The following is a 25,249-nucleotide window of genomic DNA, read 5'->3' on the forward strand; positions in this document are numbered from 1 at the left end:
TGTAAGGACTTTTGGTTTTCCTCGACAAAAGGACAAAAAAGTTGAAATGGGGATGGAAACAGCCTAAACCTTTTGGAGGAAAGCTGTTCGATAGGATAAAAAAACATGGCAACCTTAAAAACTCTGATTCACAACAGCCATCAGGTTGAACAACCTTCTCGAAGCAATCGAAGATCAATGAATTTACTAAGTATTACAGGAGCATAAAATGAAAATAAACGTTCATCTTATCTTTTGGGTTATTTTGACGCTTATCTTGCCGGCAACTCCGGTCCGGTCCTTCGCCGAAATGGATCACAGCATTTATGCGGGCTTGCTCGAAAAATATGTTAAAAACGGTGTAGTGGACTATAACGGGTTTAAACACGACGAGACCCGGCTGGATCAATATCTCAATCTACTCGAAGAGACGGATACAAAAAACCTTTCGCAAGGCGAGCAGTTTGCCTTTTACATCAACGCTTACAATGCCTGGACCATCAAATTGATCCTTACCGGTTATCCTGGCGTGAAATCCATAAAGGATCTGGGAAGCATTTTTAAGAGTCCGTGGAAAAAACAAATCGCGCGAATAGATGGGGAGGTAGTCACATTGGATCATATCGAACATGACATCCTGCGGCCTCGCTTTAAAGACCCCCGGGTTCATTTCGCCATAAATTGTGCAGCTAAATCGTGTCCTCCGCTGCGGCCGGAACCCTATCGGGCGGATATCCTGGACCGGCAACTGGATGAAATGGCGCGGGCATTCATCAATGATCCCCGGTCCAACCGACTTGAAGGGCAAACGCTTTATGTCAGCAGCATATTTAAATGGTTTTCAGAGGATTTCAATGATGATGTGGTCGGTTTATTTCTCAAATACGCGCAAGGGGATCTGAAAAATAGGCTGGAAGACAGTAAAAGCAAGTTCAAAGTAGCCTACCTTGACTATGATTGGTCGCTCAACGGCAAATAGACCGGGAAAAGATAAACAAAGGAAAAGGAGTTAGCATGGCAAACTATGATTATGACATGGGTATTATTGGAGGGGGTGCGGGGGGCCTGACCGTAGCATCCGGGGCAGCTCAGTTGGGAGCCAAAACGCTGCTGATTGAAAAGGAGAAGGAACTGGGAGGCGACTGTCTCACTATGGATGCGTGCCCAGCAAGACGCTGATTAAGACTGCCCACGTATACCACCAGATGAAAATTGCACCGACCTACGGCTTGCCCGAAGTCGCGCCTCCGCCGGTCGATTTCCGGGAGGTATCCCGACGCATCCGGTCTGTCATCGCTGCGATTCAGGAGCACGACTCCGAGCAGCGGTTCTGCGGTCTGGGGGTAAAGGTGGAGTTCGGCCAGGCGCAATTTACGGATGATCACAGCATTTTGATCAACGGCCGGACCTACACGGCTAAGAACTGGGTGATCGCTACCGGCTCCTCGGCGGCGATACCGCCTATCGACGGGCTTACCCGCACCCCCTTTATCACCAACCGCGAAATCTTCTACCTCGACCGCCTGCCGGCGTCGATGATCGTGCTGGGCGGTGGTCCGATCGGCATCGAGATGGCCCAGGCCTTCAATCGACTCGGGTCGCTCATCACGGTGATCCAGCGCGGCGAGCAGATCCTCGCAAAGGAAGACAAGGACCTGGCCGACACGGTCATGGAAACAATGCGCAGCGAGGGCGTCGACTTTCGTCTGAACGCCGCGGTGGTCGGCACCAAGGACCTGGGCGCTGAGCGCGAAGTGACTATCCGCGATGTCAACGGCGGGATTTCAACCATCAGGGGCGAAACGCTGCTGGTGGCCCTGGGACGGAAGCCGAACACCGACGGCCTTGGGCTTGAAGCGATCGGCGTGGAACTGGGGAGGCAGGGCATCAAGGTCGACAACCGACTCCGGACGACACGCAAGCATATTTATGCGGTCGGGGACGTCAATGGCGGTTTTCAGTTTACGCACGCAGCCGGCTACGAGGGCGGCATCGTGGTAAGCAACGCCATTTTCCATCTTCCCCGAAAGGCGGACTACACGTTTCTGCCTTGGTGCACCTACACGGATCCGGAGCTTGCCAGCATCGGGATGAATGAGAAAACAGCGGCAGCCAAGGGGATCGACTATTCGGTTTGGACCGAAGCGTTTATCAGCAACGACCGGAGCTTGGCCGAAGGAGAATTGACTGGAATGGTCAAGCTGCTCTTAGACGAAAAAGAGAAGCCAATCGGTGTCCAGATCTTAGGGCCAGGCGCAGGAAACCTGATCAGCGAGTGGGTGGCGGCACTCAACGGCAAAGTCAAGCTGTCTACGATCGCTGCGGCTATCCATCCCTACCCGACCATCGGTGAAATCAACAAGAAGGTGGCCGGCAACTTTTTCTCGCTGAAAATTTTTTCAGATAAAGTCAGAAAAGGCCTCAAATTCTTCTTTCATTTGAAAGGCAGGGCCTGCGGACAAGCATAAAAGGAAGATTGCGCTTCAGCATTGCAAGGAAGGAGAAACACTCATGAAGATGGCAATGATCGGTTTGGGACGGATGGGAATGAATATGGCAAAGCGGCTTTTGCAAGGCGGCCATGAGGTTGTCGCTTACAATCGCTCACCGGAAAAAACCCATGCACTGGTTAAAGAAGAAGGGGCGATCGGGGCTTATTCGCTTGCCGAGGTGGTTGAAAAACTTCCAACACCCCGGATACTATGGCTGATGCTGCCGGCGGGAAGAGCTGTTGATGACCACATCGACGTACTCAAAGATCTTCTCACGCAGGGCGACATCATCATAGACGGCGGCAACACTTTTTACAAAGACGACCGGAAACGGGCTGAACGTCTGCATGATAAAAATATCCGGTATGTCGATGTGGGCGTAAGCGGCGGCATATGGGGCCTGAAGATTGGTTACTGCCTGATGATGGGTGGTGACAGACAGGTAGTTGAAAAGTTGGAACCGATTTTTAAAACCCTTGCCCCTAAGGAAGGCTATCTGTATTGCGGGGCAACGGGCGCCGGGCACTTTGTCAAGATGGTCCATAACGGCATTGAATATGGGATGATGCAGGCTTATGGCGAAGGGTTTGAAATTCTTGAAGCGTCTTCCTACAGTAAAGACTTCGATTATCAGAAAATCGCCCATCTCTGGAACCAGGGGAGTGTGGTGCGGTCCTGGCTTCTGGAACTATTGGAGGATGCATTCGGCCATGACGCCCGCCTGAAAGATATTAAGGGTTTCGTTGAAGATTCAGGCGAAGGCCGCTGGACACTGCAGCAGGCAATCGATACGGCCGTGCCGGCGCCGATTATTGCGCTTTCCCTGTTTCAGCGGTTCAGGTCCCGACAGGAAAACACGTTTTCCGACAGGGTTCTTTCTGCCCTCAGACGGGATTTTGGCGGACACGCTGTAAAGGACGCTGAGTAATATCCAAATCTATCCTATAGTCGTTGCGGAGAACCGATATGAATGAAAGCAAAGTGTCAAGACAGCTCCAGCAGAAATGGGTAAAGGCATCCTGTGTCCCGGATCCCGGGTCCATGACCGCAGGCGATGCCTTGGAAAAGTGCATCGATTCGTGTACCCTTATTATTTTGGGTGCTACTGGCGATTTAACTACCCGAAAGCTGATCCCGGCCCTGTTTAATCTTTATCTGATGGAAAGATTGCCAGACCCTTTCTCAATCGTTGGATGCGGACGGACGGCTATGGACGATGACCAGTTTCGCACCAACATGGCCGAGGCATTAAAGGATTCAGATCCATCGAGTTCTGAAAAGCAGACCGGGTTTCTTTCCCTTCTCCATTACCGGCGCATTCAGTATGACGACAGTGCAACCTTTCATGATCTTGCGACATCGTTGCGCGAACTCGACGGCAAGATGGGTACGGGCGGGAACAGACTATTCTATCTGGCCCTTCCGCCGACACTTTATATGCCGGTAGCCCGAATGATCGGACAGGCGGATCTCGCTTCAGAGGGTGAACGGAACAATGGTTGGGTCCGGCTGGTGGTGGAAAAACCTTTCGGCCGGGACCTTGCGTCAGCCGTCGAACTGGATCGTGGGATTCATGAATATTTCAAGGAACATCAAATATTCCGGATTGATCATTATCTGGCCAAGGAAACGGTTCAGAATGTATTGATGTTCAGATTTGCCAATGCCATTTTTGAACCGCTGTGGAACAGAAGGTACATAGACAGTATCCGCATTTCCGCCACCGAAACCCTGGGGGTCGAACACCGGGCCGGCTACTATGAGCAGGCCGGCGTCATCCGTGACATGTTCCAGAATCACATGATGCAGCTACTGGCCCTTACGGCCATGGAACCGCCATCTATATTTGGGGCCGACCGCGTCCGGGATGAAAAGGTCAAGGTTTACCGGTCACTTAGGCCCTTTCGGACGGATTCCATGAAAGATTATCTGGTTCTTGGCCAGTACGGAAGCGGAACGATTTCGGGGCAGGTTGTCCCCGCCTACCGGGATGAAGTTGGGGTCTCACCCGATTCCCCAACGCCGACCTATGCCATGATGAAGGTCTACCTGGATAACTGGCGCTGGCAGGGAGTGCCGTTTTACCTTGTATCCGGAAAACGTCTCCAGCAAAAACGGACTGAGATTTCAATTCAATTCAAACCGGTGCCTCATTCCTTGTTCAGAAATATTCTGGGAGAAACGATTATTGCCAACCGTCTGGTCATCGGTATTTATCCGGACGAAAGAATTGCGCTTACTTTTCAGACGAAAACACCGGGAGCCCAGGTCAGTCTTCGGTCCGTGACCATGGATTTTCACTACCACCAGCAACCCTTGGAGCAGCCGTTGGAAGCCTATGAAAAAGTGCTGCTCGACTGCCTGCTGGGGGATCATATGCTTTTCTGGCGTCAAGACGGCGTTGAGACCTGCTGGGCTTTTCTGACACCCATTTTATCCACATGCGAAAATTGCGGCGACAGAGCAACCATACTCCATTTTTACGAATCCGGAAGCAAGGGACCGCAAGCGATAGAAAATATTATATAACAGGAGAAAACAGATGGAATTAACTGCCAATAAGCTACCCGATAGACGTAACAAAGCATGGGCGAAAGCCCTCATATTTGTGTTTTTTATTATTGCGGCCATCATTTTAATCCGCTTTACGCCAATCCAGAATTATCTCACGGCCGAAGCTCTGGGGAGCTTCTTAGATGCTTCCGGTTTTTGGGCGCCGCTTGTCTATATGGTGCTTTATGCCGGGGGAGTTTGTCTGTTTTTGCCCGGAACCTTGCTCACCGGTCTCGGCGCCGCTATTTTCGGTCCTTATTGGGGGTTTTTATATGTGTGGATTGGCGCCATGGTTGGGTCGAGCGCCGCCTTCTTTATTGGACGAACCCTGGGGAGGGATTTTGCCGCTTCGCTGATCGGTGATCGACTGAAAAAATATGACGACGCCATCGAACGAAACGGCTTTGCCACCGTCCTGTATCTTAGGTTGGTCTATTTTCCGTTTACGCCCATGAACTTTGGAATGGGACTAACCAAGGTACGCTTCTGGGACTATTTTGTAGGAACCGGTCTGGGCATTATCGTAGGGACTTTCATATTTACCTTTTTCATCGGAACTCTGAAAGAAATATGGGCCTCCGGCAACTGGGGAGAGCTGATATCCTTTAAGGTTTTCTTTTCAATAGGGCTTTTTGTCTTTTCGTTTTTCATCCCTAAGATCATTAAAAAGGTAAAGGGCGAAAAATGAATTGGGTCTTAAATTTAATCATGGAAGATATCAGATGAGGACGTCAACGGATAAAACATGTGTTTTGGCTGGCGACATTGGCGGGACAAAAACGAACTTGGGGCTTTTCCTCCCCAAGCCATCACTGAAGCTGCGTTGACAGGCAAAAACGCTGCTTGCGTTCAAGCGCTGAATATCTTTGTCTCCATTTTCGGCGCAGCTGCCGGCAACTTTGCCCTGACTGGAGCGGCCATGGGCGGAGTTTATTTGGGAGGCGGGATTTCTCCGAAGATTTTGCCCAAATTAACAGAAGGTATCTTCATGGAAGCTTTTATAAACAAGGGTCGCTTTAAGACCTTTCTTGAGCAGGTACCTGTTAAGGTTGTTCTCAACGATAAAGCCGCCCTTATCGGTGCGGCCTATTGTGCAGGATCGGCCCTATAACCACTTTATATTTTAACTTATTGAAATAAATAATATAAATAACAACATATGGCAAATGATCCATCGATGGACGCTCTTAACAAACTGAAACAAGCGGCCGCTTACCGAGCGGTTGAACTTGTAAAAAGCGGCATGGTTCTAGGTCTCGGCACGGGCAGCACCTTTCGGTTCGCATTGGAAAGACTGGCGGACCTTTTAAACCGGAAACGACTGGAAAATATTCAGGGCATTGCCAGTTCCTTTGCTACTGAAAAAATGGCAAAATCTCTTGGGTTTCCGCTAACGACGTTTGCAATTCATCCGAAAATTGATCTAACCATTGATGGTGCAGATGAGATAGATCCGGATTTAAATATGATTAAAGGTGCCGGCGGCGCCTTACTGAAAGAGAAAATTTTGCAGCAGGTAAGTCGTAGAGTCGTTATTATCGCAGATGAGAATAAGCTTTCTCCCCGCCTGGGAACCCACGGCCCCTTGCCGGTTGAAGTCATCCCCTTTGCTTGTAGAATAGAGGAGATTTTTCTTCAATCTCTTGGGGCATCGGTTTCCTTGCGAATGGATGTGGATGGAAGTCCCTATCGGACAGATCAGAGCAATCTGATATTGGATGCTCATTTCGGGCCAATTTCCGCTCCCAAAAACCTGGCTGTCCTCTTAAACGAGCGTGCCGGGGTGGTTGAACACGGGCTTTTTTTAGATACGACATCCGATGTTATTATCGCCGGCACGAAAGGGATAAAACATCTTAGGCGAGGAGTTTTGAATTTGCAAACAAACCCTTCAAAGCCAGGACATGATCGGACAAACAACCATTGACCAAGTTTTCTTTACAATAACCAAAAATGAAAGGTAAAATGCAAAATTGTATCGATGCGTACACACAGGCATGTTTGGAGAAGGGATCTAATCCGGCGGAAATGACCGAGGCCATTCATGTCGCAACCGCCATCCGAGGCGGCGCGTCTTTGGTCCACGGAGTTCAGATGCGCAACATTTCTGAAAAATTGTCTATTTAAAATCCATATATTATACGATGAAGATACAATCTTATAGTATTAGGCGGAGTAGCCATGCTTGAAATCTGCACACAACTAAAAGAATATATGAACGAAAACCGGACAGATTCAAAAATCGATCCATTCCGGTTGACCCTGGCAAAGCACGGGTTAAAATTACTACGGGAAAAGACGCGAACGCTGCAGGTTAATGTCGGCCTTTTGTGCAATCAGACTTGCCAGCACTGCCATTTGGATGCAGGCCCTAATAAAATAGAAAATATGGATATAGACACGCTCAATAATGTGGCGGCATACGCCCACCGAAGCAAGTTTGAAGTCATCGACATCACCGGTGGCGCGCCTGAACTGAACCCCAATATATCGGAAATCGTAGCAAGACTTTCTCCCTTGGCGCCGAGAATTATGTTGCGTTCCAACCTTTCTGCCTTGAACGACGGGAAAAGAGATGAACTGATGTCTCTGCTAAAGTCGAATGCCGTGGTAATTTTTGCCTCTTTCCCATCATTGAATCTGGCCCAAACCGAGGCCCAGCGTGGCGCAGGAATTTTTAAGATGAGTATCGATGCATTGAGAAAACTGAATGCGCTTGGTTATGGCCGGGAAGGTAGCGGTCTGGAGCTGAATCTGGTTTCCAATCCGACCGGTGCTTTTCTTCCGCCCTCACAGTTTCAGACGGAAAAGCGGTTTAAGCAAGTGCTTGAAAAAAAATGGGGCGTTGTTTTCAATCAGCTTTTTACGTTTGCAAATGTTCCCCTGGGCAGATTTCGAAAATGGCTTGTCCACACTGGCAATCTTGACCGTTACCTGCAAAAGCTGGCATATAATTTCAATCCTTGCGCCGTTGAGGGGGTTATGTGTCGAACGCTTGTTTCTGTTTCCTGGGATGGATATCTTTTTGATTGCGATTTTAATCTTGCCCGCGGTATGTATATGGCACAACGAAAAACGCACGTCTCTGAAATGTCCGGACCCCCTGTAATAGGAAACCCTATCGTGACAGCCGATCACTGTTATACCTGTGCGGCAGGGTCAGGTTTTACCTGAGGTGGAGCTATCGCGACCTGAGTTCAGGTTACGGCATCATTTACACCTTAAAGGACATAGCATGGAAGCTGTTAAACAGTATAAAAACGACCGGTTTAAAATCGCTATAAGGCTTTTGTTCCGGTTCATCACAGCTGTTCTCATTCTATCGATGATCGCCTGTACAACCGCCTACAAGGTGCCGGATCTGAAGGGCTTATATAATAGCATGGTTCAGAATGAAAGCCCGTACCGAAACCCGGTGATACTTATTCCGGGTCTGCTTGGTTCCAAACTGGTCGATAAAGATACCGGCTCCGTGGTATGGGGCGCCTTTGGTTTAAATACGATAAGCCCGCGAACTGCCGAAGGTGCCCGACTTATCGCCATTCCGATGTTTAAAGGGAAAAAGCTTGAGGAAATGTGCGATAATGTCGAATCTGCCGGGACCCTCGACAGAGTTCAGTTTAATTTTTTAGGTTATCCCCTGGAACAAACGACGTATGCAAATATTCTGAGGGTACTCGGTATTGGCGGATATCGAGACCAAAACCTCGGGGAAGCCGGTGTTATCGATTACGGCAATCGCCATTTTACCTGTTTCCAGTTCGATTACGACTGGCGCCGGGATATTGTGGAAAGCGCTAAAAAGCTGGACGTCTTTATCAAGGAGAAAAAAAATACGTTCAACTTGAAATTGAAAAACGCTTCGGTATTAAAGATTATGATGTTAAATTTGATATTGTTGCCCATTCCATGGGCGGGCTTGTTGCTCGTTATTATCTTAGGTACGGGAGTGAGGATTTACCACCTGACGGCAATATTCCGAAAATAACATGGGCCGGTAGCCGGCATGTGGAAAATTTGGTCATGATCGGCACACCAAATGCCGGTTCTGTTGATATGTTCGTCAGTCTTGTTGATGGCTTCCGTCCGGCTTTATTATTACCATATTATCCGCCTGCGGTTTTGGGCACCATGCCTTCTTTATATCAGTTATTACCGCGAAATCATCAAAAACCGGTGCTGGATGAAAACAAACTTCCGATAGAGGATATTCTCGACCCTGAACTTTGGATACAAAAAGGCTGGGGACTGGCAAATCCGAAACAGGACAGCGTATTAAGGTCGCTCTTTTACGATATCGAGAGCCATGAAAAAAGGCGAGAGCTCGCTCTCAATTTCCTGCACATGGCTTTAAGCCGTGCAAGACAATTTTCAGCTGCAATGGATATACCATCCAAACCACCCACTTCCCTTAGGATGCTGCTTGTGGCAGGTGATTCTGAAAAAACCAATAAAACGGTTCAATACGATTCAAAAGGAGGACTATCCGTCATTGAAACGGGACCCGGTGACGGAACCGTATTGCGCAGCAGTGCACTTGGTGATTGGCGCTCGGCCGACAACCAGCATAGCCGGTTAATATCCCCGATACAATGGAACCAAGTCCTTTTCCTGTTTTCAAATCACCTTGATCTTACAAAGCAACCTGGATTTACGGACAACCTTTTATATTTTTTATTAGAAAGCCAGAAAGATTAAATTTAATAGCTTCAAAGTAGAATTGATAGGGAAATTAACCATTTTCATATGGGCCGTAATGGCTTTTTTTTGCATTCATCCGGCCGTTCTTGCTGAATCCCCGCCTTCAATCGAGGTAGGCCGCTTTTCGAATGCGACAGCAGAAGATGCGCTGCCACTGCACTGGGAGATTTTTTCTTTCAAAGGCATTCAGCGGCATACAATCTATCGACTGGTCGAAGAAAACGGAATGGTCGTGCTCAAGGCAGATGCCGATGCATCGGCCTCCGGATTGATGCGAAAGATCCGAATAGATCCGAAAGAATATCCCATTATCCAATGGCGCTGGAAGGTGGCCAATGTTCTGAAGAAAGGAAACGTCTATCAAAAAGACGGGGACGACTACCCGGCCAGGATATATGTCGTTTTTGAATACGATCCAAGTCGGCTGAGCTTTTCTGAAAGGATTCAATACAAGGTCGCAAAAAAGCTTTATGGAGAATATCCCCCCTCGGCCACCATCAACTATATTTGGGCTTCCAGTGCACCGAAAGGATTGTTTGTACCTAATCCTTACACAGAGCGGGCAATGATGGTGGTGATTGAAATCGGTGAGAAGCATTCGGGCACGTGGATCAGCGAGAGACGAAATATTTATGAGGATTTTCTGAAATCTTTCAATAGTGAGCCGCCCATGATTTCCTCTGTGGCGATCATGACTGACACGGACAATACCGGTGAATCCGCCACCGCTTATTATGGAAACATTCTGTTCAGCAAGGAATGAAATTCGTCTAACCAATTTTCAGGATATTTTCACCATGAGACACACCTGATTGGTAGTTACTGAGGCAAAAAGACAATTTCAGGCTGCGCACCCAAAAGAAAAGTTTTGATGATGTCATTTCTCCATCATTGCTTTAGGGAAACCAAAAAATTCAAGATGTCTTGCCTGAATCAATTCCCGCTTGTGATAGAATTTTACAAACGATTTGTTTCCGAAATTGAAATTATTTTCACGCAAAAAATATGAGGATATCAGGGAAGTCCTGGATTCCCGATATCATTCAAACACCTAAAGATATCTGTCTGCTGAAAACCCGTAGATATGTCTGACATAAAATGAAGATTTTTATGTTAAAATATGATTTTGCTGACTGTTTGAAAATAAAAAACCCATCCGTGGCAAATTCTGTGGGACAGTGGTATAGATAGGAACATGATAAAAAACGCATCCATATTGGTAAAATTCGAAGATGATCTCATCAGGAATCAAACGCTGAGATCAACAGAACAGTCTCTTCAGCTTTTAACTGCGATGTGGAATGAAGAGGTTACCTCGGCGTCCTGCCTCCCTCAGACCCATGGGAAGGCATGCATGTAGATATCCGGATTGCGGGGATACTGAATTCATGTTCGAAAAAATCCTTGCCCGATTGGGCGCAACGCTGAACGAAAGCAACCTGCCTTACATGATCATCGGCGGACAGGCCGTTCTTCTTTCCAGAGCTCTTTTAACATAGCTCGGCTTGAAGAAATAAGTCCCCCTGCCGGGGGATTGAGGCAAGCGTGTGCGGGTCGATCGTTTTCCCGTCAAGCCGAGCCGACCTGATATGCGCCTGGAACGCTTCAGTATGTTTGTTCGCAAACCAGATAAAGTTCGAGTCCTGAATCCGGATCCCCTTATTAAGTAAGTTTCCCCCCAAATCTTTTGCAATCACATTAAAAAATTTTACCGTTACTTTGGTTCGTTGATCGGACTCGCATGCCGTGCCGGTCCGGCAGGTGATCTGGTTGCGCATGGCGGCAAATCGACCGCCTTTCCGAAGCGTCGCACCCGCCAGCCCCGGCATGGCGGCGGAAAGGGCCACGGTAGAGTTCTCTTGAATAAGCGCCGTATCAATATCATCCACTGGATTATGATCCAAAAAAATCGTCTGGACTCTATCTGCCAGGTATTGCCCGTCGAGACCCAATCCCCCGCAGATAAAATCCCGGAGACTGCATCCCACAGACGTTTCCACTAAAAACCCCTGTTCGAGTAGTTGAAAGAATTTTGGCAACAGTTCGGCTGAAACCGTTAAAGACAGATTGTTAATTGGATTCATGGCTGGAGTTAATCCCCCCCTCACCTAACCTCTCCCCACCAGGGGGCTGTGTCGTAATTGTAAAAGCCAGCGTTCCAAGAATTTTCGTCATTCCGGGCTTGACCCGGAATCCAGAATATTTTCAAGTTGATGTTCACCTGGATGCCGGATCAGGTCCGGCATGACATGGAGAAAAAGAACCCATTATAACAATTACGACACAGTCTCCAGGGGGAGAGGAATTACAGATCATGGATTCCCGCCGCAGTTTATCCCGCACTTGATGCGGGGCGGGAATGACAAAATGAGACCATATGCTCACCGGGAATGCCCTTCACCAGTAATTATTTGGCACCATTTGAAAATATATAGGGGCCCCTTTTGGGACCCCTATCCACATCACAGCGGCCAGCATCTAAAAGTTAAATACCTCGTCCAACTCTTTATCGGTTACCCCGAAGGTAATGTTATGGGGCGGCAGTTTCTCATTCAGGAAGTATGCAGGCAGGCGGTCATGTTCCGACGTCAAGCCGGCTTTTTTGTTGAATTCGCGTTCCATTGTTAACACCTTCTTGCCCAGAGCGGCAACGCCGTCTGCAGTGAGACTCAGCCCGTAAAAGGCATTGAGCATATCGAGGAACGCCTGGAAGGTCTCCGGCTGGTCCGCTACAGCAAACGCAATAAATATGCACATGCCGGTGGAATCAACGGCCGCCGTGGTAATCTGCAGGTTCCGGGAAAGCTCCACCTGCCCCGCCGGTTTGAGTGGATCCACACTACCGCCGATGCCCAGGATATTCGTCATCACCGCATAACCGGCGGTGTGGTCGGCCCCCATTGTGCTGGTGGCGTAAGTAACGCCGATTCCCTGGACCGTTCGGGGGTCGTAGGCCGGCATCGCTTGTCCCTTCACCACCGGGATCCTTTCTACCCCGAACACCTTTCCGGTAACCGCCGCGCCACTGCCCAGGATTCTGCCCAGGGGTGTGCCCTTTCCGACTTCTTTCACCAGGTTGATGGCTGCATTGGCGTCGCCGAATTTGGCAACACCCGCATCCATGGCCACAGCGATGGTGGCGCCCATTTCGATGGTATCCAGACCGAAGTCGTCGTCCAGGCGGTCCAATTGCGCAATGGCGTCCAAATCATCGATGCCGCAGTTGCCGCCATGGGCCCAGACAGTCTCGTATTCGGGCTGTTTGGTCAAATAGTTTCCGTTTTTATCGTAAAAGGTTCCAGAGCAGCGTATGACACAGCCCCGGTGGCAGCCGTGGGTGGCAGACCCTTCTCCGCCCCGTTCGTTCTCAAGCTGCGCCTGGGTCTCCCCGCTGATTTTGGAGGCGCCTTCAAAAGTCCCGGTTTTAAAATTCCGGGTGGGGTATCCCCCTGCCTCGCTGATCACGTTGGTCAAAACATTGGTCCCGTATGCCGGAAGCCCCTGGCCGGTTACCGGATGCTTCTTCAGACCGGCCACAAAGGCCTTGTTGGATTCCTTGAATTTTTCGGGATCTTTTGGCGCCCGCATTTTCATGCCGGCATCGTCTAAAACGATCACCTTGATGTTTTTGGATCCCATGACAGCGCCGACGCCGCCTCGTCCGGCATGGCGTGTCGGCCGCAGCTCCATGTCGGTAAAAGCGACCGAAGCACCCGCCATTTTCATCTCCCCGGCCGGGCCGATCGAGATACAGGCGATTTTATCGCCATGAGCGGATTTCATTTTAGCGACCAGATCATAGTTGCCCAGCATTTTCAGGCTGTTGTCCGCCGTAATTTTTACGCCGTCCTTGTTGATGAAGACCTTGTAAAGGGTATCGTCGGCTGGTTTTCCTTCCAAGACTATGGCGGCATACCCCAACCGTGCCAAGACTTGGGCGCCCTGCCCGCCGGAGTTGGCTTCCTTGATGCCGCCGGTAAGGGGACTCTTGCAGCCAACGGAGATACGACCCGACATGGCCGCAGTCGACCCGCTTAATAGACCCGGAGCGATAACGATTTTGTTGTCGCCGCCCAAGGGGTGACAATCCGGCGGAACTTCTTTTGAGACGATCCCGGATGTCAGGGCGCGTCCGCCCAGACCGGCATAGTCTCCAATCGGCTGAGTGTTTGCCTTGGGTCCACCTTTTGCGCCCACATCAATTCGCAGTATCTTATCCATCGGTACCCTCCTTTCTTATTGTTTAAAACATTTTGAATTATCAACCGGGTTATACAAATTTTTTATCAATGCCATTTTCCGTCGATCATTATGGTCACCACACTTCAAATTCAGTCTGAATAGTCCATGAATTTGAAACCATTGATACCTGCTGTGTCAGCTGATGTGTATTCATAGAAATTAACAAATGGGAGGAATTTCAGATTAACAGCATCCGAACATGTTCCGGGATCATATTCCGCATCCGCGTGAAATGGAAAAAGATAGGTTTATGCCGTTTAACCTCTGAGACAATTGTTTTTTTTGATATCTGTATTCTCAACAAAAGTCAAGCCGGTTATTTCATTTTTACGACCACCTTGATGGCGTCTTCGATTCTTTCGCGCGCGTATTTGACGGCGGTGGGAATCTCTTTAAACTTAAACGTGTGGGTATGCATAAGGGTGGCGTCAAACCGGCGCTGCTCCATGAAGGCCATGGCCCGGTGGGTCGCACTTCGGCCTTCGCCGCGGATGCCGTAGACATATATGTTGTTACGCACCAGATAGGCAAGATCCACCGGCACCGGTTCATGGGGAAACGCGGCCAGACAGACTCGGCCGCCGCGGTTTACCATCTGGGCGGCTTCATTCAGGGCGTTCGGAGCGCCGGAGCACTCCATCACATAATGGACACCTTTGCCGCCGGTAATGCGCTTGACCGCTTCAACCGGATTTTCCTTGCGCACATTGACCACAAAATCAGCTCCCAGCTTTTTACCCAGCTTCAGGCGGCTGTCTCGGGTCCCGGTCAGAACCACCGGCTGGGCACCCAGCGCCTTGCCGACTGCAACGGCCATCAGTCCGATGGGTCCCGGCCCTGTTACGACCAGGCCTTTACCGGCAATCACCCCGCCCATGGCATCGAGGCCATACATGGCGGTGCCGGCGGTGACCACCAGGGTGGCCTCTTCATCGCTCATCTGATCGGGAACATGGACCAGGGTATTGATACTGTTGACGGCGTATTCGGCAAAGGCCCCGTCCGTGGTAAACCCGTTGGCCCGGTGGCCCTTGTTTTTATCCCCGTAGTTCATGCCGTAATTTAAACAGGATGTGTACATCCCCTCCCGGCATCTTTCACAGCGGCCGCAGCCGGCATGGATTTCCACGGTGACGCGCTCGCCCGGCTGAAATTCATCAACCCCGGGGCCCGGCTTCACCACCGTGCCCATATATTCATGTCCCGGGGTAAAATTCTTGTTAAACGGCATTCCGCCCTCAATCATGGCCGGCAGGCCGTTTGCGAAAATCTCCAGGTCGGTCCCGCAGATGGCCACCGCATCAACCTTCACCAGGACTTCAGCAGGGCCCGGTTCAGGCACCGGTTTCTGGGTCAGTTTCAGCTCGTTGGGATCACCCAGCACCCAGGCTTTCATGGTTTTTGGAATTTTAAAACTTTTGCCACGACTCTTATTTTGCATGTTTGCTCCTCTTTTCATCTTAAAATTTTCGTCGCCTGAATTTTGGCACTTCATTTGTCAGAATTTTATTGAGCGTCAACCTTCTTTTTTTTCCACAGGGATTTAATCAGCGGCATGATGAATGATATAATTGAAATAATGATAAACGCCAGACTGATGGGATGGGTCACAAAGATGCTGTAGTCACCCTGGGAGATAATCAGGGACATGCGCAGATGTTCCTCCAGCTTCGGTCCCAGGATGATGGCCAGCAGCATCGGGACAATGGGAAATCCGTACTTTTTCATGAAATATCCCAACAGGCCGAAAGAAAACATGATTCCGGCGTCAAAAAAAGAATTGTGCAGGGCAAAAGTTCCCACCACGCAGAGTATTAAAATAATCGGCAGCAGGACCCTTTCCGGCACCTTAAGCACCTTGACCCAGAGTTTAATGGTGCAAAAAGTAAGAAATAGGTTCATAAAATTCGCCACCAGATAGGCCCAGAAAACGCTGTAGACAAACTGGGGCGCCTGTTGAAAAAGCAGCGGGCCCGGTATCAGGCCGTGAATCAACAGGGCGCCCAGCAGAATGGCGGTAACCGGGTCACCGGGAATCCCCAACGTCAGCATGGGTATCAGGGCGCCGCCGGCAACGGCGTTATTGGCCGCTTCCGGCGCAGCAACGCCCTCAGGCTCCCCTTTGCCGTATCCGTCCGCCTTTCGTGAAACCTTGCGGGCATAATCATAGCTTAAAAAAACTGCAATCGGTCCGCCGGCGCCCGGAATCGCGCCGATGCCGGTGCCCACCAGCGAACCGATCAGCATCGCTTTTAACAGCTTAAAAAGGTTTCTGATTTTCGGCAGGACCCCCGAAATTTTTGATTTGTATTCCGGAATGACCTGCACTTTTCCGGCAATCCCCACCAGGATCTGGGGAATCGCAAACAGGCCGATCATCGCCGGCAGAAAGGATATGCCGGCCTGCAGTTCCACTGTGTTAAAGGTAAATCGCGGAGTGCCCATCATGGGATCGAGTCCCACCGTCATGATGATGAGTCCGATCACGCCGGAGATCAGGCCTTTGATGGTGGACTCCTGGCCGAAGCTGCAGATCAGCGTCAGGCCCAGCAGCACGATGGCGAACAGCTCCGGTGCGCCGAAGTTGAGCGCGACCTTTGCGATCAGGGGGGCTGCCAGAACCAGGCAGGTCAAGCCGAAGATGCCGCCGAAGAAGGATGACGCGACAGCCACCCCGAGGGCTTCGCCGGCCCGCCCGTTTTTGGCCATTTCATATCCGTCGATGGCAGTTGCCGAGGCAGACGGCGTTCCCGGTATATTCAATAGAATAGCTGAAATCGAGCCGCCGGTCATACCGGAGGCATATAATCCCAGCATCAGGCAGATGGATGTCACGGCAGACAGTTTAAAAGTCAACGGGAGGAGCAGCACCATCCCCAGGGAGATGGTTAGACCGGGGGTGGATCCGATGAACAGCCCGAAAAATACTCCCACCATGGAAGCAAAAATATTCTGCGGCTGAAGCACTTCATATAAAGCTGTCAACACTATTCCGTCCATCGAAGCTCCTCTTTAGAAAAATTTCCCGCCGGGCAGAACCACCTGAAAAATTTTTTGAAAAAAAACATAGATAACCATTGGGGACACGATCGATAAGACAACGATTTCCTTCCATTTTCGCGATCCGGTCATGACCATTAACACCGCCATGAAGACGGGTGTCACCCACACAAATCCGAACAGGTGCATGGCCTGGACATACGCATACAAAAATATTGTCAGGAAGATAATGCCGATGCCTTCTTTGGATGAAATTTTCGGGTCAAAGCTTTCCAGCGGTTTTCTTAAAACAGTCTTGAGCAGCAGCAGTAGAACCACTATAAACAACAAGACCACCAGCAGCCAGGGCATGAAATCTATGCCCAAAGTATTGGGCAGGTTTCGCGTCGGCAAACGGGATGTCAGAAAAGCATAATAGCTGCCGAAAATGAGCAGCACGACGGAGATGATGATATTGGCTTTTTTCATTCAAAAAATTCCCTTAAAAGCAGGGGCGACTCTCCACCGGGACATCGCCCCTGCCAAACGGTTATTATTTTGAAAGGCCGCCCACTTTAACTGCCTCGGCCACATTGTTATTTTGAATGACCAGATACTTCTCAAACTCCGCCTTGCCCATGAAATTGATATTGAAACCGTTTTTCTTTGATAGTTCCATAAACTCAGGGGTTTCGGCACCTTTCTGAAAGGCCGCTTCCAGCTTTTTGACGACGGCCGCCGGGGTTCCCTTGGGAGCGCTGATGCCGCGGAAAAGCTCCATGACCGCCGGATAACCCAGCTCCTTCATGGTGGGGATATCTTTAAGGGACGGATCCCTTTGCTCCGTGCTCATGGCCAGGATTCGGGCCTGACCGGCCTGCACCTGGGGGGCGATCTCGGGCAGGGGTACGCAAATGGCCTCAACCTCTTTGCCCAGCAGGCTTGCAATTCTGCGTCCGGCTCCAAGGGGGACATGAACGGCTTGCATATCAACGACTGTTGCCATGAGAACCGCGGTCAGATGGGTACCGCTGCCGGTGCCGGCATTACCGATTTTGATTTTGTTCGGGTTCTTTTTGCCGTAATCCACAAATTCCTGAAACGTCTTCCAGGGAGCATCCGCCCGGACGGCAATGGGCATGGCGGTAAATCCGATGTTGCAGATGTTATCAAAAGCATCGTATTTAAAGGGAACGTTGCCGATATTGGTGGTGGTCAGAATCGAAGTCGAATTCCACCCCAGGGTGTATCCGTCTGGAGCAGCATCTTTCAGCGCCGTATACATAATGCCGCCGCCGGCGCCCGGTTTGTTGATGGGAACAACCGGCTGGCCGAGTATTTTACCGGCCCCGTTTGCCAGCGCGCGTCCCATCAGGTCGGCTGATCCGCCGGCGCCAAATGGGATCAGAAAATTAATCGGTTTGCTGGGATAATCCGCACCCCACGCAAGTCCCATGTTCAACACCATTGTCAGAACGACTGCAAACAGAACACTTGATCTCTTTCTCATCATAACGTTACCTCCCCTTTGTGTTGTTGATAAGTTTGAAGCGGCTTATATAGACTTTCGAAAAAGCATTACAGGGTTGCCCATGCTTCCTTGATCACACGCTTGGCATTGGCAATAATCACTTCAGGATACTCTTCAGCCAGAAGCGGCCTGACCTCAACGCTTAAAACCGGTTTGTTCTCCGGATTCAGCAGCTTTTTATCCAGCAGCAATTTAAAGTAATCCCGAACATCGGCCGTGTCCAGTTCCCCTTCCGGTACGCCGAAGCGCGGCTGCAAATCACCATACATCGGGTGCAATCGATCCCGCATGACACAATTGCCGATATGAAAATGCATGGGATACTTCATGACCAGCGGAATCGCATCCTCCGGTTTTTCGTTTAAAAGCGGAAAGTGCGACAGATCCGCCAGGACGCCGAAATTCTTAAATTCCCCGTAAACATCCGCAGCCACATCCGCAGCATCCTGAAAATGTCCGATCAGGCATTCTTTGTCGATGCCGCGGTCAAAAATCTTCATGTATAATTTAATATCTCCCATTTCCTGGGTATACCGGCACAATTCCTTCAGCGATTCGGCAAAAATCTTTTTGGCCTCGGCCCTCTTGTCATCCCCGGGATCCTTGCCCGACAGCACCCGCACGCAGGATGCGCCCAGATGGTACGCCTCATCAATGCCGCTTTTTACGCCGTTGATAGCCCTTTTTCTCTCCGCCGGATCAAACGCATTCAGGTTCAGCTTCTGGCTGAATACCCGCGGCTGGGTGGCATAGCACACTTTCATATGCGACACATCCAGAAGTTTGCGCGCTTCATTGCGAACCTTTACATCTTTTATCCAGCCCACTTCCACCGCCGTCCAAAAATCGTCTTCGACAATTTTTTTTAACGTTTCCACGACCGGTCCTTCACCATTGACCACTTGCGGAAAAGCCTTGAAGTGAACGATACCCAGATCCATATAACGGTAAATCGAAAATGTATCCATGCTGTCTCCTTTTATCAGTTTTTTTGGATGTTGGCCGCCAGATAGGCGATCATAGCGGTATCTTCCACCAGGTCGGCCAGATAAAAGGCATTCATGAGGTCCGTCCCCATGGTCAGGATGCCGTGCTCTTTCATCAGGAGCGCTTTTATTTCAGGATTGTTCTGAACCCCGTCTGTCACGCAATCGCAAAGCTCCGAAGACCCGGGAGGAAAACACGCCACGCAGGGGACGTTTTTCAGCACCACCCGGGCGGATATGGTCGCCAGGGGCAGCGGTTCGCCTGTGTTGGAATACGCCGTGGCATAGGGCGGATGAACGTGCGCAATGGCTCCCACATCGGGCCGGCTGCGAAAAGTCGCCAGATGAAAGGAGGTTTCCTTGGACCCTTTCAATCCCATGGGAGACTCCAGCACGTCGCCCGAAAGCGTGACCAGAATATTCTCTTCCGGTTTGACGTCTCCCAGTGATATGGCGGTGGGTGTAATCAGCACCCGATCGGTATTGGGTATCCGGACACTGAGGTTCCCGCCGGTACCGCCGACCAGGTGTCGGTCATATGAACGCCGGGAAAACTCGGCCAATGCCGTTCTGTAATAGTTCAGCTCCCCGATAGTTATATCCTTCATCTGTTATTCCCTTTCCTGTAAAAAACCGATTAATGCCTCTACGCAGATATCGGCAAAGGCATGATCGTTGATGTGCAGATCGATCTCTCTATAAGGGATCGACGGTTTCAATTGTTGTTTCAACGCCTGCAGCAGCATCCTGTTCCCTTTGGGATCAAAAAGCGGCCCCCCTTTACTGCCGTAGACCGACCAGCCTTTTGTGGGAACCAGAACGGCAACCGGACCGGCGGCGGTGTTCAGCCGCTCTGCCATCACCGTTCCGATTTGCGCCATCTCCGTAGGGGAAATTTTGACATTGGCGTTGTTGGGGTTGTGAAAATAGATTTTTCTCCTGCGCAGCCTGCCGGGGATGGATTCTTTCGGACCGAAGCATAAATATTCCAGCCCGCCGGTGGATACGACCTGGGGAAGTCCCACCCGACCGGCCGTCGTCAGTCTTCCCGGCCGTACCGGGATATAAGCCCCTGCGCCCACCACTTCTTCGGAAAGTTCATGGGGCGTCAAATCGACAACGCCGCTGAAAATCCCCGATTCCATCAGTTCTTCCATGGCTGAACCGCCGGCGCCGGAAGCATGAAACGTAATGACTTGATATCCCCTTTGACAGAGCTGCCCATGGATACGGTTGGCGGCTTTCTCGGTGTTGCCGAGAGCCGTCAAGGCAATCGTGCGACCACGCGCCGCCAGCGAAATCGGCTCTCCTCTTTCGACCATTCCCAACAGGGCGGCAACCGCATTGGACATAACTGATCGCGAAACCGGATTGGGACCGCCGAGCAGGTCCGCCACAGAAAACATCATCCCGATGTCGGCATTGCCGATATAGGGCCGCATGTTTCCCGAAGCCACCGTGGACAACAGAAACTTGGGAAAACCTAGCGGAAGGCTGCGCAAGGCCATGGCGGCAATGGCAGTCCCCTGGTTTCCGCCCAGGCCGATGGCGCCGTCCAGTTTGCCTTGCTTCAGCAGCGCTAAAAGAACACGCATGGCCCCCTGGCCCATGGTTTTTATCACTGTGTCGCGTTCGCCGGTTTGGACCAGCCTCTCCAGCTTGCAGCCGGCCTGGGCCGCTACGGTATTATTTGAAAAATCGGCCTTGCCCGAAGCCGTGAACGCCCCCACATCGATCACGATGGGAATATGCCCGTGTTCACGTACCATACCGGCCATGAAAGCCGCCTCCGGCTCCTTGGTGTCCAGTGTTGCAATAATTGCGATATGTTTTGGCATCGGGTAGATACTATTCAGATGAAGCGTTCGGCAGGGTTGGTTCTGCAACCCTGCCGTCTCCGCTTCAGCCGGAAGTCGATATCCGGTTAGGCTCTGTTTTTAAACTGACGCGCCTCCAACGGCACATTTATTTTAAACTTTTTGATTTCATTCAGAAAAGCCGCCAGGGCCTCCCCGGCAACCTTAAAGTATCTTTCCCCTTTTTCCTTGCTTCCGGCAAAGGGGTCGCCGATGGTGGCGGTATCACTGTATTCATGGTGTTCCATGGGCACCCAGATGTTTTCAGATCCCATGAACATGACATTGCCGGTACCGTCTTTTTTGGAGAAATTTTTGCCCATGTAGGCCGGGGCATGGGTCCGGTCTTTTTTGGCCTTGTCCATATCGATCAGGGTTTCATCCCAGGCCCAGACCGTGCTGGTTTCCAACTCGCCGGCGTGCCATCCCGGTGTATCTTCCGGCGGTCCTGTCATGATTTCACCGACAATGGACATGGAGCGTTCGGTGGGGGTCTTATACCAGCACACAAAGCAACCGGTTTCGTATCTTATTTTCCGCAGCACCTCGTCGATGACCTTGGAGTTACTGCCGTGGTGGGTGACAAATACAATCTTGTTGTAGCCGTGGTAGATCATGCTCATGGCCAGATCATAAACCACCGCGCGATAGGTTGCACCGGAAAATGTCAAGGTTCCGGAACCTTTGTTGACTTCGCCCATATGGTGCGGGGAGTAACCCACCGGCATAAAGGGCGTGTATAAGGTGTCCGCCAATGGAGCCGCCTCCCGGACAACCCCCATGGTGGTCATGGAGTCGGTCCCCAGAACACAGTGGGAGCCGTGCTTCTCATTGGAACCCATCGGAATCATGATGATATCGTTGGTCTTCAGGTGCTCGGCCACCTCATCATAACTTTTCTCAAACGTATTGTAACTTTTTCTTCTTGCCATTTTTCTTGCTCCTTTCACATGGTTTTTGATTGAATCGGTTGCACCGCAACATGCGGGTGCAGCAATTTATGTCAGAAAATAACGCAGCGTGACGTCAGGGGAAAAACTGTCACAATCAATGGTAAACGTTTACCAAAACAATTAAGCAAAACAACGGATAATGTCAATAGGTTTTTTTTAGATTTTTTCAGCCCCTGTCGACTCCCTGACGATCAGCCGGGTTTTAAACCATTTCATGCGTGAAAAATTATTATTTGCCATGAGGTTTACCAACATTTCCATTGCCGCCGCCCCGAGGCTGTTCATGGGGATTTCTACCGTCGTCAGGGATGGCAGAAAATAGGAACTGAGGGGCACATTGTCAAACCCCACCACCGCCAGATCCTCCGGCACCCGCAACCCCAGTTCCCGCGCAGCATAGATGGTGCCGAAAGCCATCTGGTCATTGGCTGCAAAAATCGCCGTGGGACGATCTTTTTCACGCAAAATCCGGGCGGCAACCTGGTAACCGCCTTTGGGAGTTAGGTTTCCCCGCCGGACAAGGTGTTCATCAAAGGAACAACCATTCTGGGCCAGGGTCCCTTTATACCCCTTGAGCCGGTCGATCCCGGTGGTGGAATTTTGAGGTCCCCCGACAAATCCGATGCGGGTGTGCTTCAGATTAATCAGATGCTGTGTTGCAAGGGCGGCGCCGCCGATATTGTCCACCACGATTGCCGGAAAATTGACTTCATGCCGTCCGATCACCACTACACGGTCCCTGAGTTCATTTAAGGCTGACAGCGGCTCATAACCATGGATGATGCCGCCGCTGAAAATAATGCCATCCACGATTTTTTCCCGGAGAAGGTAAATGGACTTGATGATCCGGTCCGGTTTGCGTTCGGTGTTCTGCAAAATGATGTTATACCCCTTTTGATCGGCAACATCCTGGATACCCCGGACGATCTCAGCATAGTAATGGTTGGAAATATCAGGGATGATGATCCCGATGGTCATGGTCTTTTTTAATTGAAGGCTGCGGGCCAGCGCGTTCGGCCGATAATCCAGTTCCTTGACCGTCTTTAAAACCCGTTCCCGGGTTTCCGGATTAACTTTATGGAGGCTGTTATTCACCACCCGCGACACCGTGGCAATGGATACACCGGCATGGCGGGCGACATCCTGGATGTTGGCCATATTCCCTCGTTTAAAACAATGGTAAACGTTTACCTGTATTTATGGTCTATTTCAGACATTGTCAAGGATATATCGCACTGCGAAAAATTTGTTATGTTTTTTTACCAAGAATTAAAGCCTGCGTCTTTACAAATACGGAATCAAACGATAATCTAACAGAGAGATTTAAAACGTGATCGAATTTATAAGTATATATTCATAGGTGAGGGATGACTACCCGGCCGTCAAAAACTCCCCGCTGTCGGCAGCATAAGACCGGGAACAATTGAACGTAAAGCCATCCGGACAAACGATCGGAGCGGAGCTGACCTGGCATTGCAAATTCAAACCCTTCTAAAACAAAGAGGCGTAACAAAGGTGGCGATAGTGAAAACTGTCTTATGGGTCCTGCTTTTGTATTCGGCCTACGTCGGTTTTATTTTTCTGATGCAGCGGCAAATCATGTTTCCCCGGGGGATGATCCCATCTCCTTCGCCGGATGCCGCCAAAGTGCCGGGCCGGGAACAGATCTGGCTGGACACATCTTCCGAAAAGGTTGAAGCCTGGTATCTGCCGCCGGCCAGACCTCTGCAGCGTCCAGGGCCGGCAGTGATCTTTGCCCACGGCAACGGTGAGTTGATTGATTTCTGGCCGGATGAGCTGACCCCGTTCCGTAAAATGGGCATCGGGGTGCTGCTGGTGGAATATCCCGGTTATGGGCGGTCCGGTGGGAGCCCTTCACAAAAAAGCATTACCGCATCATTTGTGGCAGCCTATGACCGGCTGAAAGAACGGCCGGATATTGATCCTGACAGGATCATCTTATTCGGTCGCTCCATCGGCGGCGGAGCGGTCTGCGCCCTGGCCCTGGCCCGGCCATCAGCGGCCTTGATACTAATGTCGACGTTTATGAATGTGCGCGCCTTTGCAAAAAACTTTCTGGTTCCCCCTTTTTTCGTGCGGGACCCATTCGACAATCTGGCCGTTGTAAAAACCTATCCCAAACCGATTCTTTTTATTCACGGCAAACAGGATGACGTCATTCCCTATCGCCACGGCCTGGCACTCTCCCAGGCGGCGCCAAACGGCAAACTGCTTTCCTATGATTGCCAACACAATGATTGCCTGCCGGGTTCAGGGACTTTCTGGCAGGATGTGGAGGCGTTTTTACGTGAAGCTGGAATCCTCAAAGATTCGTAATCGAATCCATATATATATCCGCCGTGTCGATACCACAGCCGCTGAATCGACCCATCATGCGATATGTATAGCAGATATAATGGTCGGTCTGATGCATGTCTTGTAAAGTAAAGAATATTTTCGATGTTGTTCGCTTAAAACCCGATAAGTATGACACGCACTAATAGCCGGAAACTTCAATTTTAGCCTGCCAGTCGATCACCCCACATATTGTGCCCGTCACCAAAATAAAAATTAAGCTTTAGATTATAGTTAGCCCCTTTTTCTTATCGAAATCTCCGAGAACTGGCATTAAAAGTGTTGTAATTGTTCACGGGGTTGACTAGTAAATCAGCTAAGTCAGCCAGGCTAAATTTGGTTTTTGATGTTTAAAGTATGATGAAATGGCATTCACCAAAATCGGGTAGGTGGATTGAGCATGCTGGCGACAGGTCTGCCGCAAAGACAGTATCCGTTCCACCCAGCGGTTGCCTTTTTCGCTCTGAGTCCCATAGCTTCGTTTGCGCCATAAAACCCCGTAGCGAAGCGCCCGTTCCGCCCGATTATTGGTGGGCTCAACATCGGATTCATCCAGAAACCTCCAGAGTGAATCCAGTTCGCCCGATACCCGCCGGGCGAGTTTGCCGGCATCATCATCAGC

Annotated in this window: 25 protein-coding genes; 13 read left to right on the forward strand and 12 right to left on the reverse strand. The window is 50.4% G+C overall.

Annotation, left to right across the window (positions count from 1 at the left end; all coding sequences use genetic code 11):
• Window positions 1-208: 208 nt before the first annotated feature.
• The 12 genes from P1P89_08285 to P1P89_08340 all read left to right on the forward strand — a co-directional run bounded on the left by P1P89_08285 (window position 209) and on the right by P1P89_08340 (window position 10,488).
• Window positions 209-958 carry a DUF547 domain-containing protein gene (locus P1P89_08285; protein ID MDF1591494.1) on the forward strand — a complete coding sequence of 250 codons (750 nt, stop codon included), beginning with the start codon at window positions 209-211 and terminating at the stop codon, window positions 956-958.
• A 35-nt stretch (window positions 959-993) separates the two neighbouring features.
• Window positions 994-1,158 (forward strand): NAD(P)-binding protein, encoded by a 165-nt coding sequence (locus P1P89_08290; GenBank protein ID MDF1591495.1) that lies wholly within the window; start codon window positions 994-996, stop codon window positions 1,156-1,158.
• On the forward strand, window positions 1,140-2,447 hold the full coding sequence (locus P1P89_08295; protein MDF1591496.1) for an FAD-dependent oxidoreductase: 1,308 nt from the start codon (window positions 1,140-1,142) through the stop codon (window positions 2,445-2,447). The genes P1P89_08290 and P1P89_08295 overlap by 19 nt, the downstream gene beginning before the upstream one ends.
• A 43-nt stretch (window positions 2,448-2,490) precedes the next feature.
• Window positions 2,491-3,399: a decarboxylating 6-phosphogluconate dehydrogenase gene (gnd, locus tag P1P89_08300; GenBank protein MDF1591497.1), complete on the forward strand. Its 909-nt coding sequence runs from the start codon at window positions 2,491-2,493 to the stop codon at window positions 3,397-3,399.
• 38 nt (window positions 3,400-3,437) lie between these two features.
• Window positions 3,438-5,000: a glucose-6-phosphate dehydrogenase gene (gene zwf, locus P1P89_08305; GenBank protein MDF1591498.1), complete on the forward strand. Its 1,563-nt coding sequence runs from the start codon at window positions 3,438-3,440 to the stop codon at window positions 4,998-5,000.
• A 13-nt stretch (window positions 5,001-5,013) separates the two neighbouring features.
• Window positions 5,014-5,712 carry a TVP38/TMEM64 family protein gene (locus tag P1P89_08310; protein MDF1591499.1) on the forward strand — a complete coding sequence of 233 codons (699 nt, stop codon included), beginning with the start codon at window positions 5,014-5,016 and terminating at the stop codon, window positions 5,710-5,712.
• Window positions 5,713-5,769: 57 nt separating this feature from the next.
• Complete coding sequence (locus P1P89_08315) at window positions 5,770-6,135, forward strand: glucokinase (GenBank protein MDF1591500.1); 366 nt, start codon at window positions 5,770-5,772, stop codon at window positions 6,133-6,135.
• 66 nt (window positions 6,136-6,201) lie between these two features.
• Window positions 6,202-6,951, forward strand: coding sequence for a ribose-5-phosphate isomerase RpiA (gene rpiA, locus P1P89_08320; GenBank protein ID MDF1591501.1), 750 nt, complete (start codon window positions 6,202-6,204; stop codon window positions 6,949-6,951).
• A gap of 329 nt (window positions 6,952-7,280) precedes the next feature.
• Complete coding sequence (arsS, locus tag P1P89_08325) at window positions 7,281-8,198, forward strand: arsenosugar biosynthesis radical SAM protein ArsS (GenBank protein ID MDF1591502.1); 918 nt, start codon at window positions 7,281-7,283, stop codon at window positions 8,196-8,198.
• Window positions 8,199-8,376: 178 nt separating this feature from the next.
• Window positions 8,377-9,012, forward strand: coding sequence for a hypothetical protein (locus P1P89_08330; GenBank protein ID MDF1591503.1), 636 nt, complete (start codon window positions 8,377-8,379; stop codon window positions 9,010-9,012).
• Between the two features lie 35 nt (window positions 9,013-9,047).
• Window positions 9,048-9,722 carry a hypothetical protein gene (locus P1P89_08335; GenBank protein ID MDF1591504.1) on the forward strand — a complete coding sequence of 225 codons (675 nt, stop codon included), beginning with the start codon at window positions 9,048-9,050 and terminating at the stop codon, window positions 9,720-9,722.
• Between the two features lie 58 nt (window positions 9,723-9,780).
• The gene (locus P1P89_08340) at window positions 9,781-10,488 is read left to right on the forward strand and encodes a DUF3047 domain-containing protein (protein MDF1591505.1); all 708 of its coding nucleotides are present in this window, start codon (window positions 9,781-9,783) and stop codon (window positions 10,486-10,488) included.
• 727 nt (window positions 10,489-11,215) lie between these two features.
• Here the strand turns inward: P1P89_08340 and P1P89_08345 are convergent.
• The 11 genes from P1P89_08345 to P1P89_08395 all read right to left on the reverse strand — a co-directional run bounded on the left by P1P89_08345 (window position 11,216) and on the right by P1P89_08395 (window position 23,430).
• Window positions 11,216-11,809: a hypothetical protein gene (locus P1P89_08345; GenBank protein MDF1591506.1), complete on the reverse strand. Its 594-nt coding sequence runs from the start codon at window positions 11,807-11,809 to the stop codon at window positions 11,216-11,218.
• A 394-nt stretch (window positions 11,810-12,203) separates the two neighbouring features.
• The gene (locus tag P1P89_08350; GenBank protein ID MDF1591507.1) at window positions 12,204-13,946 is read right to left on the reverse strand and encodes an aldehyde ferredoxin oxidoreductase C-terminal domain-containing protein; all 1,743 of its coding nucleotides are present in this window, start codon (window positions 13,944-13,946) and stop codon (window positions 12,204-12,206) included.
• 337 nt (window positions 13,947-14,283) lie between these two features.
• The gene (locus P1P89_08355) at window positions 14,284-15,408 is read right to left on the reverse strand and encodes a zinc-binding dehydrogenase (protein ID MDF1591508.1); all 1,125 of its coding nucleotides are present in this window, start codon (window positions 15,406-15,408) and stop codon (window positions 14,284-14,286) included.
• Window positions 15,409-15,473: 65 nt separating this feature from the next.
• Entirely contained in the window at window positions 15,474-16,967 is a 1,494-nt protein-coding gene (locus P1P89_08360) for a tripartite tricarboxylate transporter permease (GenBank protein ID MDF1591509.1), read from the reverse strand.
• A 12-nt stretch (window positions 16,968-16,979) separates the two neighbouring features.
• Window positions 16,980-17,435: a tripartite tricarboxylate transporter TctB family protein gene (locus tag P1P89_08365; GenBank protein ID MDF1591510.1), complete on the reverse strand. Its 456-nt coding sequence runs from the start codon at window positions 17,433-17,435 to the stop codon at window positions 16,980-16,982.
• 64 nt (window positions 17,436-17,499) lie between these two features.
• Window positions 17,500-18,459, reverse strand: a complete 960-nt coding sequence (locus P1P89_08370) for a tripartite tricarboxylate transporter substrate binding protein (protein MDF1591511.1) — start codon at window positions 18,457-18,459, stop codon at window positions 17,500-17,502.
• A 65-nt stretch (window positions 18,460-18,524) separates the two neighbouring features.
• Window positions 18,525-19,445, reverse strand: a complete 921-nt coding sequence (locus P1P89_08375) for a TIM barrel protein (GenBank protein MDF1591512.1) — start codon at window positions 19,443-19,445, stop codon at window positions 18,525-18,527.
• A 14-nt stretch (window positions 19,446-19,459) separates the two neighbouring features.
• Window positions 19,460-20,071 (reverse strand): class II aldolase/adducin family protein, encoded by a 612-nt coding sequence (locus P1P89_08380; protein ID MDF1591513.1) that lies wholly within the window; start codon window positions 20,069-20,071, stop codon window positions 19,460-19,462.
• A 3-nt stretch (window positions 20,072-20,074) separates the two neighbouring features.
• Window positions 20,075-21,301: a Tm-1-like ATP-binding domain-containing protein gene (locus tag P1P89_08385; protein ID MDF1591514.1), complete on the reverse strand. Its 1,227-nt coding sequence runs from the start codon at window positions 21,299-21,301 to the stop codon at window positions 20,075-20,077.
• 86 nt (window positions 21,302-21,387) lie between these two features.
• Window positions 21,388-22,251, reverse strand: a complete 864-nt coding sequence (locus P1P89_08390; GenBank protein ID MDF1591515.1) for a creatininase family protein — start codon at window positions 22,249-22,251, stop codon at window positions 21,388-21,390.
• Window positions 22,252-22,428: 177 nt separating this feature from the next.
• The gene (locus P1P89_08395) at window positions 22,429-23,430 is read right to left on the reverse strand and encodes a LacI family DNA-binding transcriptional regulator (protein ID MDF1591516.1); all 1,002 of its coding nucleotides are present in this window, start codon (window positions 23,428-23,430) and stop codon (window positions 22,429-22,431) included.
• Window positions 23,431-23,796: 366 nt separating this feature from the next.
• Here P1P89_08395 and P1P89_08400 point away from each other — a divergent pair, with 366 nt between their 5' ends.
• Complete coding sequence (locus P1P89_08400) at window positions 23,797-24,609, forward strand: alpha/beta hydrolase (GenBank protein ID MDF1591517.1); 813 nt, start codon at window positions 23,797-23,799, stop codon at window positions 24,607-24,609.
• A gap of 334 nt (window positions 24,610-24,943) precedes the next feature.
• On the opposite strand, the gene P1P89_08405 is transcribed toward P1P89_08400, so the two are convergent.
• Window positions 24,944-25,249, reverse strand: a 306-nt coding sequence (locus tag P1P89_08405; protein ID MDF1591518.1) for a transposase, incomplete at its 5' end; no start/stop codon positions are given.

It is taken from the genome of Desulfobacterales bacterium, from assembly GCA_029211065.1.
GTDB lineage: Bacteria > Desulfobacterota > Desulfobacteria > Desulfobacterales > JARGFK01 > JARGFK01.

Excerpts from the sequence above, each read along its gene's own strand:
- P1P89_08285 (MDF1591494.1), top strand. The coding sequence starts at position 209 with ATGAAAATAAACGTTCATCTTATCTTTTGGGTTATTTTGACGCTTATC.
- P1P89_08290 (MDF1591495.1), top strand. The coding sequence starts at position 994 with ATGGCAAACTATGATTATGACATGGGTATTATTGGAGGGGGTGCGGGG.
- gnd (MDF1591497.1), top strand. The coding sequence starts at position 2,491 with ATGAAGATGGCAATGATCGGTTTGGGACGGATGGGAATGAATATGGCA.
- zwf (MDF1591498.1), top strand. The coding sequence starts at position 3,438 with ATGAATGAAAGCAAAGTGTCAAGACAGCTCCAGCAGAAATGGGTAAAG.
- P1P89_08310 (MDF1591499.1), top strand. The coding sequence starts at position 5,014 with ATGGAATTAACTGCCAATAAGCTACCCGATAGACGTAACAAAGCATGG.
- P1P89_08315 (MDF1591500.1), top strand. The coding sequence starts at position 5,770 with ATGTGTTTTGGCTGGCGACATTGGCGGGACAAAAACGAACTTGGGGCT.
- rpiA (MDF1591501.1), top strand. The coding sequence starts at position 6,202 with ATGGACGCTCTTAACAAACTGAAACAAGCGGCCGCTTACCGAGCGGTT.
- P1P89_08335 (MDF1591504.1), top strand. The coding sequence starts at position 9,048 with ATGATCGGCACACCAAATGCCGGTTCTGTTGATATGTTCGTCAGTCTT.
- P1P89_08340 (MDF1591505.1), top strand. The coding sequence starts at position 9,781 with ATGGCTTTTTTTTGCATTCATCCGGCCGTTCTTGCTGAATCCCCGCCT.
- P1P89_08345 (MDF1591506.1), bottom strand. The coding sequence starts at position 11,809 with ATGAATCCAATTAACAATCTGTCTTTAACGGTTTCAGCCGAACTGTTG.
- P1P89_08350 (MDF1591507.1), bottom strand. The coding sequence starts at position 13,946 with ATGGATAAGATACTGCGAATTGATGTGGGCGCAAAAGGTGGACCCAAG.
- P1P89_08355 (MDF1591508.1), bottom strand. The coding sequence starts at position 15,408 with ATGCAAAATAAGAGTCGTGGCAAAAGTTTTAAAATTCCAAAAACCATG.
- P1P89_08360 (MDF1591509.1), bottom strand. The coding sequence starts at position 16,967 with ATGGACGGAATAGTGTTGACAGCTTTATATGAAGTGCTTCAGCCGCAG.
- P1P89_08365 (MDF1591510.1), bottom strand. The coding sequence starts at position 17,435 with ATGAAAAAAGCCAATATCATCATCTCCGTCGTGCTGCTCATTTTCGGC.
- P1P89_08370 (MDF1591511.1), bottom strand. The coding sequence starts at position 18,459 with ATGATGAGAAAGAGATCAAGTGTTCTGTTTGCAGTCGTTCTGACAATG.
- P1P89_08375 (MDF1591512.1), bottom strand. The coding sequence starts at position 19,445 with ATGGATACATTTTCGATTTACCGTTATATGGATCTGGGTATCGTTCAC.
- P1P89_08380 (MDF1591513.1), bottom strand. The coding sequence starts at position 20,071 with ATGAAGGATATAACTATCGGGGAGCTGAACTATTACAGAACGGCATTG.
- P1P89_08385 (MDF1591514.1), bottom strand. The coding sequence starts at position 21,301 with ATGCCAAAACATATCGCAATTATTGCAACACTGGACACCAAGGAGCCG.
- P1P89_08390 (MDF1591515.1), bottom strand. The coding sequence starts at position 22,251 with ATGGCAAGAAGAAAAAGTTACAATACGTTTGAGAAAAGTTATGATGAG.
- P1P89_08395 (MDF1591516.1), bottom strand. The coding sequence starts at position 23,430 with ATGGCCAACATCCAGGATGTCGCCCGCCATGCCGGTGTATCCATTGCC.